Source organism: Enterobacter cloacae complex sp. IR5401, from assembly GCF_049238425.1.
GTDB lineage: Bacteria > Pseudomonadota > Gammaproteobacteria > Enterobacterales > Enterobacteriaceae > Enterobacter > Enterobacter hormaechei_C.
In genome coordinates this window covers 52,041-68,548 of the sequence record NZ_JBMKHN010000007.1, presented here as the reverse complement: position 1 = coordinate 68,548, position 16,508 = coordinate 52,041, and the positions used below count along the sequence as shown (strand labels likewise).

The following is a 16,508-nucleotide window of genomic DNA, read 5'->3' as shown; positions in this document are numbered from 1 at the left end:
CCTGACGCCGGGGCCAGACGGTGTTAACGGTTACGCCTTGCGCGTGGCCGCTTTCATGGATGTGACGAATGCGTGTAATTCAGCCAGCATCTGCTGTGGCTTATCCACGTTCTTCTCGATAATTTTCACGATAGCCGAACCCGAAATGGCCCCGGCGGCTTTCGCGTCAATCGCCGCAGTAACCTGATCCGGTGAGGAAATGCCAAAGCCCTGAAGCGGCGGTGCAGCATGGTATTCTGCAAGCTTCTCCACCAGATGATGCAGCGGCAGCGCGGCTTTGTTTTCCGCACCGGTGACGCCCGCACGGGAGAGCAGGTAGGTGTAACCTCGTCCGTAAGAGGCAATCTGGCGCAACAGATCGTCATCGGCATTCGGTGGACAGATGAAAATCGGCGCGACGTTGTGGCGCATTGCCGCCTGACGGAATGGCGCAGACTCTTCAACGGGCACGTCAGCCACCAGCACGGAGTCAACGCCCACGCGGGCGCACTCTGCGTAAAACGCATCAATACCGCGGCTGAACACCAGGTTGGCGTACATCAGCAGGCCGATCGGAATGGTCGGGTGCTTCTGACGGATCGCCGCCAGCATTTCAAAGCACTGGCCCGGCGTCACGCCCGCAGCAAACGCGCGAAGCGTTGCGTTCTGAATGGTCGGGCCATCCGCCAGCGGATCGGAGAACGGAATACCGAGCTCCAGCGCGTCGGCACCGGCATCAATCAGGGTGTCGATAATCTTCAGCGACTGCTCCGGGCCGGGGTCGCCCAGCGTCACGAAGGGAACGAACGCGCCTTCCTGGCGGGCTTTCAGTTGTGCAAATGCGTTGTCGTAGCGTTCCATCAGATTTCCCCTCGTGCTTTCAGAATATCGTGAACGGTGAAGATATCTTTGTCACCGCGACCGGAAAGGTTTACCACCAGCAGCTGCTCTTTTTCCGGGTTTTCCTTCATCATTTTCAGCGCGTGCGCCAGCGCGTGGGAAGACTCCAGCGCCGGGATGATCCCTTCATTGCGGCACAGCGTTTTGAAGGCCTCCAGCGCTTCGTCATCGGTGATGGAGACATAATCCGCGCGGCCGGTGCTGTTCAGGAACGCGTGCTGCGGCCCTACGGACGGGAAATCCAGCCCGGCAGAGATCGAGTAAGACTCCTCAATCTGCCCTTCATCGGTCTGCATCATCGGGGCCTTCATGCCGAAGTAGATCCCCACGCGGCCATGCTTCAGCGGCGCACCATGCTCGCCCGTTTCAATGCCGTGGCCGGCAGGCTCAACGCCAATCAGCCCAACGCTGGTTTCGTCGATAAAATCGGCAAACATGCCGATGGCGTTAGATCCGCCGCCAACGCAGGCGATCACCGCATCCGGCAGGCGACCCTCTTTTTCGAGGATCTGCGCTTTAGTCTCTTCGCCGATCATGCGCTGGAATTCACGCACGATGGTCGGGAACGGGTGCGGGCCCGCGGCGGTACCGAGCATGTAGTGGGCGGTTTCGTAGCTGCCAGACCAGTCGCGCAGCGCTTCATTACAGGCATCTTTCAGCGTGGCAGAACCGCTGTGCACCGGGATCACTTCCGCCCCCATCAGACGCATACGGAACACGTTTGGCGACTGGCGCTCAACGTCCTTCGCCCCCATGTAAATGCGGCATTTCAGGCCGAGCAGGGCGCTGGCGAGCGCTGAGGCCACACCGTGCTGCCCCGCGCCGGTTTCGGCGATGATTTCGGTTTTACCCATCCGCTTCGCGAGCAGCGCCTGGCCCAGCACCTGGTTAGTTTTATGCGCGCCACCGTGCAGCAAATCTTCACGCTTAAGATACAGCGTAGTTTTAGTGCCTTCGGTCAGGTTGCGGCACTTTGTCAGCGCCGTCGGACGACCGGCGTAGTTTTTCAGCAGGTCAGTAAACTCCGCCTGAAACGCCGGATCTTTCTGTGCGCTCACGAACGCTTCTTCCAGCTGGCGCAGCGCGGGCATCAGGATTTGTGGGACATACATCCCACCGAACTCACCAAAATACGGGTTAAGTAATGTCGTCATCTTCTCTTCCTTAATATGCACGCAGAGTTTTAAATACCGATGCCAGCTTGCTGGCGTCTTTTATGCCCGGTTGGGACTCTACGCCTGAATTGAAATCGAGGCCGGCGCAGCCGGTTTTGGCCGCTTCCACACAGTTATCGGGGCTTAATCCCCCCGCCAGCAGGACATTGTCCAGCACTTCGCCACGCAGCAGTGACCAGTCGAAACGCTGCCCCGTGCCGCCCTGGCCGTTGTCGAGCACGTATTTATCAACATGCTTCAGGTTACGCGCGGGCAGGGTGGCGCCAACGCTTTGCGCTTTCCAGACCTGAACCTGAGGCGCCAGAGCATGTCGCAGAGCATCGATGTACGCCTGATCTTCATCGCCATGCAGCTGAACCGCGCTCAGGGATAACGCGTCCGCTTTAGCCGCAACGTCGTTAATATCCGCATCGCGGAACACGCCCACGTAGTTCAGTGGCGCAGCCGCCATCACCTTGCGCGCCTGTTCCTCATTAACGGCGCGAGGAGAGGACTCAACAAAGATCAGACCACCATAGATTGCGCCCGCTTCATATGCGGCCTGCGCATCCTGTTCACGGGTCAGGCCGCAGACTTTGTTCTCACCCAACAGCACGCGGCGCACGGCCGCATTAAGATCGTCGTGTTCCATCATCGCGGAGCCGATCAGGAAACCGTTGGCAAAGTGGCTGAGTTCGCGCACCTGAGCGTAGCTGTTTATCCCGGATTCGCTGATCACCGTGACGCCCGCGCCCAGACGCGGCGCAAGCTGGCGCGTACGGTTGAGGTCAATCGACAGGTCGCGCAGGTCGCGGTTGTTAATGCCGACCACTTTTGCTTCCAGCGCGATGGCGCGCTCCAGCTCCTCTTCGTTGCTCACTTCGGTCAGCACGCCCATATTCAGGCTGTGCGCGACGGCGGAGAGCTGGCGATACTGCTCGTCATCCAGCACGGAGAGCATCAGCAGGCAGGCATCGGCCTGGTAAAAGCGCGCCAGCCAGATCTGATACGGGTCGATAATAAAGTCTTTGCACAGAATCGGCTGCGGCGCGATGCCGCTGACTACGGGCAGAAAATCGAAGCTGCCCTGAAAATATTTCTCATCCGTCAGCACAGAAATGGCAGACGCATGATGCTTGTAGATACCGGCAATACGCGCCGGGTCGAAATCGTCACGGATCACGCCTTTGGACGGAGACGCTTTTTTACACTCCAGAATAAACGCGGTACGCGCGCCCTGGAGCGCATCATAAAAACGACGGCTGCTCGGAACGACGTCATTCTGAAAACTGGCGAGCGGCTGCTGTTGCTTGCGGGCTTCCACCCAGATGGCCTTATCGGCGACGATTTTCGCTAAAACGGTCTGCATTATTTACCCTCTTGCCGCAAGTGCGGTAACGCGATCGTAAGCTGCACCGGAGCGCAGTACGTCCAGAACTTTTTGGGCGTTGGCTTTCAGATCTTCCTCGCCATGTAAACGCATCAGCATGGCTACGTTGGCCGCCACGGCGGCCTCATGGGCGGCCTCACCTTTACCTTGTAATAAGCGCGTGAGAATGTCACGGTTTTCTTCCGGCGTGCCGCCCGCCAGGGCGTCCTGATGGTACGGGGTCAACCCGAAGTCAGCGGCCTCAAGCTGATAGTTCAGCACTTCGCCGTTATTCAGTTCCGCCACCAGCGTGGGCGCATGCAGGGAAACTTCATCCATCCCGCCGCTGTGTACCACGGCGGCGCGTTGGTAACCGAGGACGCGCAGCGTCTCCGCAATCGGCAGGACCAGCTCCGGGCTGTAAACGCCAATCAGCGCCAGCGGCGGGTGCGCCGGGTTAATGAGTGGACCGAGCACGTTAAACAGCGTGCGGGTTTTAAGCTGCTGGCGAACCGGCATCGCGTGGCGGAAACCGGTGTGATACTTCGGCGCAAACAGGAAACAGACGCCCAGGTCATCCAGCGCTTCACGGGAACGCTCGGCGTTCATGTCCAGGTTGATACCGAAAGCTGCCAGCAGGTCGGACGATCCTGAACGGCTGGACACGCTGCGGTTGCCGTGTTTCGCCACTTTCAGACCGCATGCCGCGGCCACAAAGGCGCTGGCGGTGGAAATATTGATACTGTTACTGCCGTCGCCACCGGTCCCGACAATATCGGCAAACGGGTAGTCCGGGCGCGGGAACGGGGCGGCATTTTCCAGCAGCGCGGTTGCCGCGCCGGCGATCTCCTGCGGGCTTTCGCCGCGCACTTTCATGCTCACCAGCGCAGCGGCCAGCTGCTCAGGCTTCAGCTCGCCGCGCACGACGGCGGAGAACAGCTGGTGGCTCTCCTGCTGGCTCAGGGTCTGAGCCTGATACAGTTTTTCCAGAATCGGTTGCAGGGTGTTGGTCTGCTCCAGCTTTTGCAGCGCCCAGTCGAGCGTTTGCTCCAGCAGGCGCGCGCCGTTGGACGTCAGGATAGATTCCGGGTGGAACTGCATCCCGCAGACGCGATCCGCATCATGACGCACCGCCATCACCATCCCTTCAAACGAGGCGTTAATGGTCAGCCCGGCCGGAATGTTGCTGCCAACCAGCGAGTGGTAACGCGCTACCGGAAGCGGGTTCGGCAGCCCGGCAAACATCGCCTGACCGTCATGTTCAATACTTGACGCTTTGCCATGCAGGATCTCCCCCGCCTGACCCACGTAACCGCCGTAGGCTTCGACAATCGCCTGATGGCCAAGGCAGATGCCGATAATCGGCAGCTTGCCGCGCATACGGGTCAACAGCTCAGGCATACAGCCTGCTTCGCTCGGTGCGCCTGGGCCCGGGGAGAGCATCAGCACCGGGTTTTGCATGGTCGCCAGACGGTCAATCAGCGTCTGGGCCGGAACGTGGTTGCGATAGATAACGACATTGTGACCATTCGCACGCAGCTGATCTGCCAGGTTGTAGGTAAAGGAGTCGATATTATCGAGCAGCAGAATGTCAGCCATCAGAAAATCTCCTGTGCATGGTGTGCGGTAGCAATGGCGCGCAGTACCGCGCGCGCTTTACTGCGGGTTTCGTCGGCTTCCGACTGCGGAACAGAATCCAGCACAATTCCGGCCCCGGCCTGGACGGTGGCAATGCCGTCCTCAACGTAGGCGGAGCGGATCACGATGCAGGTATCGAGGTCACCGTGAGCGGTGAAATAGCCCACGGCACCACCGTAGCTGCCGCGACGGCGTCCTTCCGCTTCGGCGATCAGCTGCATAGCGCGGACTTTCGGCGCGCCGCTCAACGTGCCCATGTTCATGCAGGCGCGGTAGGCGTGCAGGACGTCGAGGTCGTGGCGCAGCTCACCCACCACGCGGGAGACCAGGTGCATGACGAAGGAGTAGCGGTCGACTTTGGTCAGGTCCGCCACGTAGCGGCTGCCAGGCGTGCAAATGCGTGCCAGATCGTTACGCGCCAGGTCAACCAGCATCAGGTGTTCGGAGAGCTCTTTATGGTCGGTACGCATTTCCAGTTCAATGCGGCTGTCGAGATCGCGGTCCAGGGAGCCATCGGCACGACGGCCGCGTGGGCGGGTTCCCGCTATCGGGTAGATCTCAATCTGGCGGCTGGTGGCGTCGTACTTGAGGGAGCTTTCCGGCGACGCGCCAAACAGGGTGAAATCATTGTCCTGCATAAAGAACATGTAAGGGCTTGGGTTGCTCTTTTTAAGCACATCGTAAGCCGCCAGCGGCGACGGGCAGGGCAGTGAGAAGCGACGGGACGGCACCACCTGGAATATCTCCCCGGCACGAATCGCTTTTTGCATCTGACGCACCACCGCGCCGTACTGATCGTCGGTCTGACTCACCTCGCAGGTCATCTTTTCAACACGCTGCACCGGGAGCGCGGGCGGTGCTTCCGACATCTGCTGTTGCAGTTGGGCGATGCGCTGCGCGAGGCGATTTTTCTCAGACGCAGACGGCGTGAACAGGCTGGCCTGGATGCGGGTGTATTTTTTCTGATGGTCGATCACCAGCAGGGTTTCGGCCAGGTAGAAGCAGTAGTCCGGGCAGCGGTTACCCTGCTCGGTTTGGGGTAAATCTTCAAAGCCAGCAACCAGGTCGTAAGCAAACAGCCCGCCAAAGAACATTGCTTCGCGCTCATCTTCCGGTACGGCCACCAGATTTTGCAGCAGACGGAAGGCGTCAAAAACGGAGAGCGAGCAGAGGCGGGCATCCTCATCCAGCAGCTGGCTTACCGGCGGGAAATGCAGAATTCGCAGGTCCGGATGACGCTCATTTTCAATGCCTGAAGGCAGAGCCGCATCCAGCAGCGGCAGCAGCGACGCGCCATTCTCAGATAACGCCTTAATAGTGACAGTATCACCCGCTGCGGTAATGCGCAGCGCGCTGTCAACCAGCAGCAGGCTTTTGAGATCGTCCTTGCTGTCGATATCAGCAGATTCCAGCAGCAGCGTCGCAGGACGTGCACCGCACACCTGATGAAACAGCGCGGTAGGGTTATGGCGATAGGCCGCCTCGCAGGTCAGCAGTTCGAGGTGGGGTTTGGCTGTTTGCATGTTGTTGTTCTCATATTCTGTTCAAAAAAAAGCCCGCTGGGTAGCGGGCTGGGTATCTGTTTGCTTATCGCAGACGCGTGACACTGCCCGAAGATCAGGAAGTACGCCACCAACCGTGCAGAGCGAAATGTGCTGTCATTTTCAGATACCTTTCTCGTGTGAACTTGCGTACTAGTTAACTAGTTCGGTGGCGTGTTGTCAACCCCTGATTTCAGTATTTCACGGTTAGTCGGTATCATAGGGGCTTCGGATGTCTCCAACCTGTTATGGGAAGTGCTTTGAGCGATACCACCTACGCCGTAATTTATGATTTACACAGCCATACGCAGGCTTCAGATGGCCTGCTGACACCCGAAGCTCTGGTCCATCGCGCCGTTGAAATGCGTGTCGGCACGCTGGCAATAACCGATCACGATACCACTGACGGCATTCCCGCCGCGCGCGCCGAGATTGTCCGCAGCGGACTGGCGCTGGATCTGGTGGCCGGGGTTGAGATCTCGACGGTCTGGGAAAACCACGAAATTCATATCGTTGGCCTGAACATCGATACAGAACATCCGGCCATGCGTGCTTTTTTGCAAGAACAAAAAACACGCCGCAATCAACGCGCGGAGATGATTGGCGAACGTCTGGAAAAAGCGCATATTCCCGGTGCGCTGGAAGGCGCGCGAAAGCTGGCGAACGGTGGGGCGGTGACGCGCGGCCATTTCGCCCGTTTTCTGGTGGACGCTGGTAAGGCGACGACCATGGCGAATGTCTTTAAAAAGTATCTGGCGCGCGGGAAAACCGGATACGTTCCCCCACAGTGGTGTACAATAAAACAAGCTATTGATGTGATTCATCATTCTGGCGGTAAGGCCGTGCTGGCCCATCCGGGGCGGTATAATCTTTCTGCTAAATGGCTGAAAAGACTGCTGGCACACTTTGCCGAATGCGGCGGTGAGGCGATGGAAGTTGCCCAGTGTCAGCAGGCACCCAATGAACGTTCGCAGCTCGCGACCTACGCCCGTCAGTTTGGCCTGCTTGGCTCACAGGGTTCAGATTTCCATCAGCCCTGCGCGTGGATTGAACTGGGGCGCAAGCTCTGGTTACCCGCGGGCGTTGAGCCTGTCTGGCAGCTCTGGGAACAGCCACAGCAAATTGAAGAGAGGGAAGTATGAGTCAGTTTTTCTATATCCATCCGGATAACCCCCAGCCACGTCTGATTAATCAGGCCGTGGAGATCGTCCGCAAAGGCGGCGTTATTGTCTACCCAACCGATTCTGGCTACGCGCTGGGCTGTAAAATTGAGGACAAAGGGGCGATGGAGCGCATCTGTCGCATCCGCCAGCTGCCGGACGGCCACAACTTTACCCTGATGTGTCGCGATCTCTCTGAACTGTCGACCTACGCTTATGTTGATAACGTGGCCTTTCGCCTGATTAAGAACAACACGCCCGGTAACTACACCTTCATTCTGAAAGGGACAAAAGAGGTGCCGCGTCGTCTGTTGCAGGAAAAACGTAAAACCATCGGCATGCGCGTGCCGTCGAACCCGATTGCCCAGGCGCTGCTGGAAACCCTCGGCGAGCCGATGCTCTCCACATCGCTGATGCTGCCGGGCAGTGAGTTTACCGAGTCCGACCCGGAAGAGATCAAAGATCGTCTGGAGAAGGTGGTGGAGCTGATTATCCATGGCGGCTATCTTGGCCAGCAGCCGACCACCGTGGTGGATCTCACCGAAGACGCGCCAGAAGTCATTCGTGAAGGCGTGGGCGATGTTAAGCCTTTCTTGTAAGGGTGTAAGCAGATATACTACGCGGCCATCAAAGCAGGGCGCCGCCCTGTTTTTGACCTGATTCGACGCCTGTGAAGGCGACACCTGAGGAAGCTCAATGAGCGAGAAGTTACAGAAAGTGCTGGCGCGTGCCGGCCACGGTTCGCGCCGTGAAATCGAAGCCATTATTGAAGCAGGCCGCGTGAGTGTGGACGGTAAAATCGCCACGCTCGGTGACCGCGTTGAAATCGTACCGGGGCTGAAGATCCGCATTGACGGCCATCTTATCTCCGTGAAAGAGTCTGCTGAACAGATCTGCCGCGTGCTGGCTTACTACAAGCCGGAAGGCGAACTGTGTACCCGCAACGATCCGGAAGGTCGCCCGACGGTGTTTGACCGTCTGCCAAAACTGCGTGGCGCCCGCTGGATTGCCGTAGGACGTCTGGACGTGAACACCTGCGGCCTGCTGCTGTTCACCACCGATGGTGAACTGGCAAATCGTCTGATGCACCCGAGTCGTGAAGTGGAACGTGAATACGCCGTTCGTGTTTTCGGCCAGGTTGATGAGAACAAACTGCGCGACCTGTCGCGTGGCGTTCAACTGGAGGACGGCCCAGCGGCGTTCAAAACCATCAAGTTTACCGGTGGTGAAGGCATTAACCAGTGGTACAACGTTACCCTGACAGAGGGACGTAACCGCGAGGTGCGTCGTCTGTGGGAAGCGGTCGGTGTCCAGGTGAGCCGTTTGATTCGCGTCCGCTATGGCGACATTCTGCTGCCGAAAGGCCTGCCACGTGGCGGCTATACCGAGCTGGATCTGACGCAAACCAACTACCTGCGCGATCTGGTTGGCCTGACGCCAGAAACCACGTCGAAAGTGGCGGTAGAGAAAGATCGTCGTCGCATGAAGGCGAATCAGATCCGCCGTGCGGTGAAGCGTCACAGCCAGGTTAGCAGCAATCGCCGCTCTGGCAGCCGTAATAACAACGGTTAATCGAAAAGCCCGGTGAATATACCGGGCTTTTTTTCTTCAGTAATCAATCCCCATTTGCGCTTTGATACCCGCATCGAACGCATGCTTAACCGGACGCAGCTCGCTGACGGTATCGGCCAGCTCCAGAATATCCCGATGACACCCGCGCCCCGTGACGATAACCGTCTGATGCGCTGGGCGGTTTTTCAGGGCAGCCAGCACGGCCTCCAGAGGCAGGTAGTCATAAGCCACCATATAGGTGATCTCATCCAGCAACACCATGTTCAGCGACGGGTCTGAAAGCATTCTTTTGGCATGCTCCCAGACGGCGAGGCAGGCTGCGGTATCGGTTTCTCGGTTCTGGGTATCCCAGGTAAAACCGGTCGCCATCACCTGAAACTCAACGCCATGCGGCTCGAGCAGATTACGCTCGCCGTTGGGCCATTCACCCTTGATAAACTGGATCACGCCCACTTTCTGCCCGTGCCCGACTGCGCGGGTGGCGGTACCAAATGCGGCGGTGGTTTTGCCTTTACCGTTGCCGGTGAACACGATGAGGATCCCGCGCTCGTCCTGAGCGGCCGCCACGCGTGCATCAACCTGTTCTTTCAGACGCTGCTGGCGCTGCTGATGCCGATCTTCACTCATTGCGATATCCCCGGTTTGCGGCCTGGCTGGGCATCGAATGTCATTCCGGTTTTGCGACGGCTGTCGTCACCCATCAGCCACAGGTAAAGAGGCATAATATCGGCCGGGGTTTTAAGCTTTTGCGGATCTTCTGTCGGGAAGGCGCTGGCACGCATTTTGGTGCGCGTACCGCCCGGGTTAATACAGTTAACCCGCAGGTGGCGGCTTTGGTACTCTTCGGCCAGCACCTGCATCATTCCTTCGGTGGCAAATTTTGAGACGGCGTAAGCCCCCCAGTTCGCACGCCCCTGACGCCCCACGCTGGAGGAGGTAAAGACCAGCGAGCCGGAATCGGAGTTGAGTAATAAAGGAAGCAAGGCCTGGGTCAGAAAAAACGTCCCGTTGACGTTAACCTGCATCACCTGCTGCCAAATCTCCGGATCCTGTTCATCCATCGGGCGCACTTCGCCCAGTAACCCCGCGTTGTGCAGTACGCCATCCAGACGCGGATAATGCGTGCTGATACGCTGGGCAAGGGCCTGACATGACGCTGGCGTACAGGTCAGCAGATCGAGCGTATACCAGGGCGTGGGGGTACCGCTGGCGTTTTCGATTTCACGGGCGACGGCCTTGAGCTTTTCTTCATTACGTCCCAGCAGAATAAGGCTCGCACCGTATTCAGAATAGGTCAGCGCCGCTTCGCGACCAATCCCGTCGCTGGCACCGGTAACCAGAATGATGCGGTTCTGTAGAAGGTTTTTTTGTGGCTGATAATGCACGGTGGCTCCTCAGGCGCATTGGGCGTGACTTGCACCTTTATTTATGACTTTTCGGCTTTATGCCCGAAACAGCGTCAGAATTCAATCAGTCTACAGGACAGATCGCTGGGAAATTAACAATTTGCAAAGATTTAAACCAGAAACGGGGGATTCCTGAAGCCGCCTCGCAGAGGTAATGTCCAGAGCGAGACGCCTGCGCAGGGCTGTTGTACACTGGCGTGAAAGATTCGTGGTTAAATCAAGGTGGAACGCGTGGAATTACTTTCTCAGTATGGGTTGTTTTTGGCCAAAATCGCGACGGTGGTTATAGCTGTCGCGGTGATTGCCGTCCTGATTGTTAACCTGACGCAGCGTAAGCGTCAGCGTGGTGAGTTACGCATTACCCGCCTGAGCGAACAGTATAAAGAGATGCAGGAGGAGATGTCTCTGGCGCTGCTTGACGATCATCAACAGAAGCTGTGGCTAAAAGCCCAGAAGAAAAAACATAAGCAGGACGCCAAAGCTGCGAAGGCGAAAGCTAAACTCGCCACGCCACAGGCTGACGCAAAACCGCGCGTCTATGTGCTCGATTTTAAAGGTAGCATGGATGCGCATGAAGTCTCCTCACTGCGTGAAGAAGTGACGGCGGTGCTGGCCGTGGCGACAGCCCAGGATCAGGTGGTGGTACGCCTTGAAAGCCCGGGTGGCGTAGTGCATGGGTATGGACTGGCGGCTTCGCAGTTACAACGTCTGCGGGATAAACAGATCCCGCTCACCGTGGCGGTAGATAAGGTCGCGGCGAGTGGCGGCTATATGATGGCGTGCGTGGCGGATAAAATCGTCGCGGCACCGTTCTCCATTATCGGCTCGATTGGGGTAGTCGCGCAGATCCCTAACTTCAATCGTTTCCTGAAAAACAAAGAGATCGACATTGAACTGCATACGGCGGGCCAGTACAAACGTACGCTGACGCTGCTCGGCGAAAATACCGAAGAGGGACGGCAGAAGTTCCGGGAAGATCTGAACGAAACCCACCATCTGTTCAAAGATTTTGTGCACCGCATGCGCCCAACGCTGGACATTGAGCAGGTGGCTACGGGCGAACACTGGTACGGCACGCAGGCGCAGGAGAAAGGGCTGGTGGATGAAGTGGGTACCAGCGACGACCTCCTGCTCAACCTGATGGACGGCCGTGAGCTGGTGGGGGTGCGCTTCACCCGACGTAAGCGCCTGCTCGACCGTTTTACCAATAGCGCGGCAGAAAGCGCGGATCGCCTGCTGCTACGCTGGTTGCAGCGCGGACAAAAGCCGCTGCTGTAAAGAAAAACGCGAGGCAGATGCCTCGCGTTTTTAGTTTTAATCGACCAGGTGGTACTTCTCTGAGAGGGTATGCGCCAGGTATTTAAACATGTTAAATACGGCGGTGCTTTTTGGGGTGGGTAATCCTTGTTCATCAAGGAAGTATTCACCGCTGAACACCAGCACGCCATTACGTTGTTCCACGCCAGTCGCTTCAATCCCCGCCAGGGTGTCTTCATGGTCGCGAATGAGTTTGTTTGCTTCGATAAGCAGTGAAGCTCGGTCAATGGGTTGGGTCGTATTCTGCATATTCCACTCCTTAAACAGTGACAATAGTCTACGCCTGGGTCGCTTCGGGGGCAAATTTTCCCTGTTATCCGAGGGGATAAGGAACAGGGGCTGGCTGGCGGGATTTGCTTTTGCATGCTAATAAAGTTGCGTAACGAATTTTATCAGGTACAGTGTGCGCTTTCGTCATTCTGGCAACAGAATTGCTTGACATTCGACCGGGAATTCGTCACGAATGAACTTTGATGTGAGAAAAATACCCGAAAACTCAATGACCTGGATGTCGCCATTCTGACGTTCGGTAACACATAGGGGTTGATATCCCCTGACGACGTCGCAATATCAATGGCTCGTCGTCAGCGGAAGGGAAATCAACGTGCGGCGTATTCCTGGAAGAATTAAATTAGGTAAAGGTGAATATGGGTAAAGCTCTCGTCATCGTTGAGTCCCCGGCAAAAGCCAAAACGATCAATAAATATCTGGGCAATGACTACGTGGTTAAGTCCAGCGTTGGTCACATTCGCGACTTGCCGACCAGTGGCTCAGCCAGCAAAAAGAGCGCAGACTCTACCTCCACCAAAGGGGCTAAAAAGCCTAAAAAGGATGAACGTAGCGCGCTTGTCAACCGCATGGGTGTTAACCCATGGCACAACTGGGATGCACATTACGAAGTGCTGCCAGGCAAAGAAAAAGTCGTTAACGAGCTGAAACAGCTTGCTGAAAAAGCAGACCACATTTATCTCGCAACCGACCTTGACCGCGAAGGGGAGGCCATCGCATGGCACCTGCGGGAAGTGATCGGGGGTGATGACAAACGCTACAGCCGTGTAGTGTTCAACGAAATTACAAAGAATGCGATTCGTCAGGCGTTTGAAAAGCCGGGTGAACTGAATATCGACCGTGTTAACGCTCAGCAGGCGCGTCGCTTTATGGACCGCGTTGTAGGCTACATGGTCTCGCCGTTGCTGTGGAAAAAGGTCGCTCGCGGCCTGTCTGCGGGGCGTGTGCAGTCTGTTGCTGTTCGTCTTGTTGTTGAGCGTGAACGCGAGATCAAAGCGTTCGTCCCGGAAGAGTTCTGGGAAGTGGATGCGAATGTCACCACGCCGGGCGGCGATGCGCTGCCGTTGCAGGTGAGCCACCACAACGACAAACCGTTCCGTCCTGAAAATCGCGATCAGACCATGGCCGCCGTGGCGCTGCTGGAAAAAGCGCGTTATCAGGTTCTGGATCGTGAAGACAAACCGACCAGCAGCAAGCCTGGCGCACCGTTTATCACGTCAACGCTTCAGCAGGCGGCGAGTACGCGTCTGGGTTACGGCGTGAAGAAAACCATGATGATGGCCCAGCGTTTGTATGAAGCGGGTTACATCACCTACATGCGTACTGACTCCACCAACCTGAGCCAGGATGCTGTCAACATGGTGCGCGGCTATATCGAGGACAACTTCGGTAAGAAATACCTGCCGGACAGTCCTAATCAGTACGCCAGCAAAGAGAATTCTCAGGAAGCGCACGAAGCGATTCGACCTTCTGACGTTTCCGTTCTGGCAGAATCGCTGAAAGATATGGAAGCGGACGCCCAGAAGCTGTATCAGCTGATCTGGCGCCAGTTCGTAGCCTGCCAGATGACGCCAGCGAAATACGACTCCACCACGCTGACCGTCGGCGCGGGTGATTTCCGCCTGAAAGCGCGCGGCCGTATTCTGCGCTTCGACGGCTGGACAAAAGTGATGCCTGCGCTGCGTAAAGGTGATGAAGACAGAACGCTGCCTTCAGTCAACAAAGGTGACGAGCTGTCGCTGGTTGATCTGGTCCCGGCTCAGCACTTCACCAAGCCACCTGCGCGCTTTAGCGAAGCATCGCTGGTGAAAGAGCTGGAAAAACGCGGCATCGGTCGCCCGTCCACCTATGCGTCAATCATTTCGACCATTCAGGATCGTGGATACGTTCGCGTTGAGAACCGTCGTTTCTATGCTGAAAAAATGGGGGAGATTGTCACCGACCGTCTGGAAGCGAACTTCCGCGAGTTGATGAACTATGACTTCACCGCGCAGATGGAAGACAGCCTCGATGAGGTTGCCAGCCATAAGGCAGAGTGGAAGAAAGTTCTCGACAGCTTCTTCAGCGATTTTACCAATCAGCTTGAGAAAGCCGAGAAAGATCCTGAAGAAGGCGGCATGCTGCCTAACCAGATGGTACTGACGAGCATCGACTGCCCAACCTGTGGCCGTAAAATGGGGATCCGTACCGCGACCACGGGCGTGTTCCTCGGTTGCTCTGGTTATGCGCTGTCACCGAAAGAGCGTTGCAAAACCACCATCAACCTCGTGCCGGAGAACGAAGTTCTCAACGTGCTGGAAGGGGACGATGCGGAGACTAACGCACTGCGCGCCAAACGCCGCTGTAAGAAATGCGGCACAGCGATGGACAGCTACCTGATCGATCCAAAACGCAAACTGCACGTTTGTGGCAATAACCCGACCTGCGATGGTTATGAGATCGAAGAAGGTGAGTTCCGTATTAAGGGCTATGACGGTCCGATCGTTGAGTGTGAGAAATGTGGTTCCGAAATGCACCTTAAAATGGGACGCTTCGGTAAGTACATGGCATGCACCAACGACGACTGTAAAAACACGCGTAAGATCCTGCGTAACGGTGAAGTTGCGCCGCCGAAGGAAGATCCGGTTCCGCTTCCTGAGCTGCCGTGTGAGAAGTCAGACGCGTATTTCGTGCTACGTGACGGCGCTGCCGGGGTATTCCTGGCGGCCAACACCTTCCCGAAATCGCGCGAAACCCGTGCGCCGCTGGTAGAAGAGTTGTACCGCTTCCGTGACCGTCTGCCGGAAAAACTGCGTTACCTGGCCGATGCGCCACAGCAGGATCCGGAAGGCAACAAAACCGTGGTGCGCTTCAGCCGTAAAACGAAGCAGCAGTACGTGGCGGCAGAGAAAGAGGGCAAAGCGACCGGATGGTCAGCCTTCTTTGTCGACGGGAAATGGGTTGAAGGCAAGAAATAATCTTTCCTTACCGTAACTTACCTGTGAAAGGGCCGGACTTCCGGCCCTTTTTTATTACGTAGTTATTATTTTTTGTTCCGTACTATACAGCCTGGCTATAAATGATATAGTGGTTATAGTTAACCCGTTTCTTATTATCAAATCGTCTTAAGCGATTGACGCATGCGCTAAATCGGATGGTCTGGCATGAAATTACAGCAGCTTCGCTATATCGTTGAGGTCGTCAATCATAACCTCAATGTCTCTTCCACCGCAGAAGGTCTTTATACCTCTCAGCCCGGCATCAGCAAGCAGGTGCGTATGCTGGAGGATGAGTTAGGTATTCAGATATTTGCCCGCAGCGGTAAGCACCTGACGCAGGTCACGCCGGCTGGACAGGAAATCATACGCATCGCACGGGAAGTGCTCTCCAAAGTCGACGCCATTAAATCCGTCGCCGGGGAACATACCTGGCCCGATAAAGGTTCTCTGTATATTGCCACCACGCATACACAGGCGCGTTATGCGCTTCCCGGGGTGATCAAAGGTTTTATCGAACGCTATCCCCGCGTTTCCCTGCATATGCATCAGGGCTCACCGACGCAAATCGCAGAGGCCGTGTCTAAAGGCAATGCAGACTTCGCTATCGCGACGGAAGCGCTCCATCTGTACGATGATCTGGTCATGCTCCCGTGCTACCACTGGAACCGCTCTATTGTTGTGACCCCGGATCACCCGCTGGCGGGGAAGGGTGAAGTGACAATCGAAGAACTGGCGCAATACCCGCTGGTGACCTATACGTTCGGCTTTACGGGCCGGTCTGAACTGGACACCGCGTTTAACCGCGCCGGATTAACGCCACGGATTGTCTTTACGGCGACGGATGCGGACGTCATAAAAACGTATGTGCGTCTGGGCCTGGGCGTTGGGGTTATTGCCAGCATGGCGGTGGATCCTGTCTCAGACCCGGATCTGGTGCGTCTGGATGCGCATGATATTTTCAGCCACAGCACCACCAAGATAGGTTTTCGTCGCAGCACGTTCCTGCGCAGCTATATGTATGATTTTATTCAACGCTTCGCGCCACATTTAACGCGCGACGTGGTGGATACAGCTGTAGCGTTACGCTCCAATGAAGACATCGAAGAGATGTTTAAAGACATTAAACTTCCCGCCAAATAATCACACCCGGTATCTTTCTGGTACGGAAAGATACCGTCATTACCCTTTAAACCTTAATTAGAATTA

Annotated in this window: 15 protein-coding genes and 1 other annotated feature; of the genes, 6 read left to right on the top strand and 9 right to left on the bottom strand. The window is 56.5% G+C overall.

Annotated elements, in window-relative coordinates; all coding sequences use genetic code 11:
- Nucleotides 1–30: 30 nt before the first annotated feature.
- The 6 genes from trpA to trpL all read right to left on the bottom strand — a co-directional run bounded on the left by trpA (nt 31) and on the right by trpL (nt 6,702).
- Nucleotides 31–840: a tryptophan synthase subunit alpha gene (gene trpA / locus ACOTX1_RS12355; protein ID WP_003856778.1), complete on the bottom strand. Its 810-nt coding sequence runs from the start codon at nt 838–840 to the stop codon at nt 31–33.
- Complete coding sequence (gene trpB / locus ACOTX1_RS12350) at nt 840–2,033, bottom strand: tryptophan synthase subunit beta (RefSeq protein ID WP_003856780.1); 1,194 nt, start codon at nt 2,031–2,033, stop codon at nt 840–842. The genes trpA and trpB overlap by 1 nt, the downstream gene beginning before the upstream one ends.
- A gap of 10 nt (nt 2,034–2,043) precedes the next feature.
- The gene (trpCF, locus tag ACOTX1_RS12345) at nt 2,044–3,402 is read right to left on the bottom strand and encodes a bifunctional indole-3-glycerol-phosphate synthase TrpC/phosphoribosylanthranilate isomerase TrpF (protein WP_023314253.1); all 1,359 of its coding nucleotides are present in this window, start codon (nt 3,400–3,402) and stop codon (nt 2,044–2,046) included.
- Between the two features lie 3 nt (nt 3,403–3,405).
- Entirely contained in the window at nt 3,406–5,001 is a 1,596-nt protein-coding gene (trpD, locus tag ACOTX1_RS12340) for a bifunctional anthranilate synthase glutamate amidotransferase component TrpG/anthranilate phosphoribosyltransferase TrpD (protein WP_017384223.1), read from the bottom strand.
- Nucleotides 5,001–6,563, bottom strand: a complete 1,563-nt coding sequence (locus tag ACOTX1_RS12335; RefSeq protein WP_022651355.1) for an anthranilate synthase component 1 — start codon at nt 6,561–6,563, stop codon at nt 5,001–5,003. The genes trpD and ACOTX1_RS12335 overlap by 1 nt, the downstream gene beginning before the upstream one ends.
- 23 nt (nt 6,564–6,586) lie before the next feature.
- Nucleotides 6,587–6,681: a sequence feature (Trp leader region), on the bottom strand.
- Nucleotides 6,658–6,702: a trp operon leader peptide gene (gene trpL / locus ACOTX1_RS12330; RefSeq protein WP_071524153.1), complete on the bottom strand. Its 45-nt coding sequence runs from the start codon at nt 6,700–6,702 to the stop codon at nt 6,658–6,660. Its footprint overlaps the feature before it by 24 nt.
- A 127-nt stretch (nt 6,703–6,829) precedes the next feature.
- Here trpL and rnm point away from each other — a divergent pair, with 127 nt between their 5' ends.
- From rnm to rluB, 3 genes are all read left to right on the top strand, one after another.
- The gene (gene rnm / locus ACOTX1_RS12325) at nt 6,830–7,723 is read left to right on the top strand and encodes an RNase RNM (RefSeq protein ID WP_023314252.1); all 894 of its coding nucleotides are present in this window, start codon (nt 6,830–6,832) and stop codon (nt 7,721–7,723) included.
- Nucleotides 7,720–8,340, top strand: a complete 621-nt coding sequence (locus tag ACOTX1_RS12320) for an L-threonylcarbamoyladenylate synthase (protein ID WP_003856793.1) — start codon at nt 7,720–7,722, stop codon at nt 8,338–8,340. Before rnm ends, ACOTX1_RS12320 begins: the two co-directional genes overlap by 4 nt.
- Nucleotides 8,341–8,437: 97 nt before the next feature.
- Complete coding sequence (rluB, locus tag ACOTX1_RS12315) at nt 8,438–9,313, top strand: 23S rRNA pseudouridine(2605) synthase RluB (protein WP_003856794.1); 876 nt, start codon at nt 8,438–8,440, stop codon at nt 9,311–9,313.
- Nucleotides 9,314–9,349: 36 nt separating this feature from the next.
- Here rluB and cobO read toward each other — a convergent pair whose 3' ends face one another.
- Nucleotides 9,350–9,940 (bottom strand): cob(I)yrinic acid a,c-diamide adenosyltransferase, encoded by a 591-nt coding sequence (gene cobO, locus ACOTX1_RS12310; protein WP_023314251.1) that lies wholly within the window; start codon nt 9,938–9,940, stop codon nt 9,350–9,352.
- On the bottom strand, nt 9,937–10,698 hold the full coding sequence (locus ACOTX1_RS12305) for a YciK family oxidoreductase (protein WP_023314250.1): 762 nt from the start codon (nt 10,696–10,698) through the stop codon (nt 9,937–9,939). The genes cobO and ACOTX1_RS12305 overlap by 4 nt, the downstream gene beginning before the upstream one ends.
- 252 nt (nt 10,699–10,950) lie before the next feature.
- Between ACOTX1_RS12305 and sohB the strand changes: the two genes are divergently transcribed.
- A complete protein-coding gene (sohB, locus tag ACOTX1_RS12300) occupies nt 10,951–11,997 on the top strand; it encodes a protease SohB (protein ID WP_022651351.1) in 1,047 nt (348 codons plus the stop codon).
- A gap of 36 nt (nt 11,998–12,033) precedes the next feature.
- Here sohB and ACOTX1_RS12295 read toward each other — a convergent pair whose 3' ends face one another.
- Entirely contained in the window at nt 12,034–12,285 is a 252-nt protein-coding gene (locus tag ACOTX1_RS12295; protein ID WP_003856804.1) for a YciN family protein, read from the bottom strand.
- A 398-nt stretch (nt 12,286–12,683) separates the two neighbouring features.
- On the opposite strand from ACOTX1_RS12295, the gene topA reads away from it, so the two are divergent.
- Together topA and cysB are read left to right on the top strand one after the other, a co-directional pair.
- Nucleotides 12,684–15,281, top strand: a complete 2,598-nt coding sequence (gene topA, locus ACOTX1_RS12290) for a type I DNA topoisomerase (protein WP_003856806.1) — start codon at nt 12,684–12,686, stop codon at nt 15,279–15,281.
- Nucleotides 15,282–15,467: 186 nt separating this feature from the next.
- The gene (cysB, locus tag ACOTX1_RS12285) at nt 15,468–16,442 is read left to right on the top strand and encodes an HTH-type transcriptional regulator CysB (RefSeq protein ID WP_006810844.1); all 975 of its coding nucleotides are present in this window, start codon (nt 15,468–15,470) and stop codon (nt 16,440–16,442) included.
- The last annotated feature ends 66 nt before the right edge of the window (nt 16,443–16,508 follow it).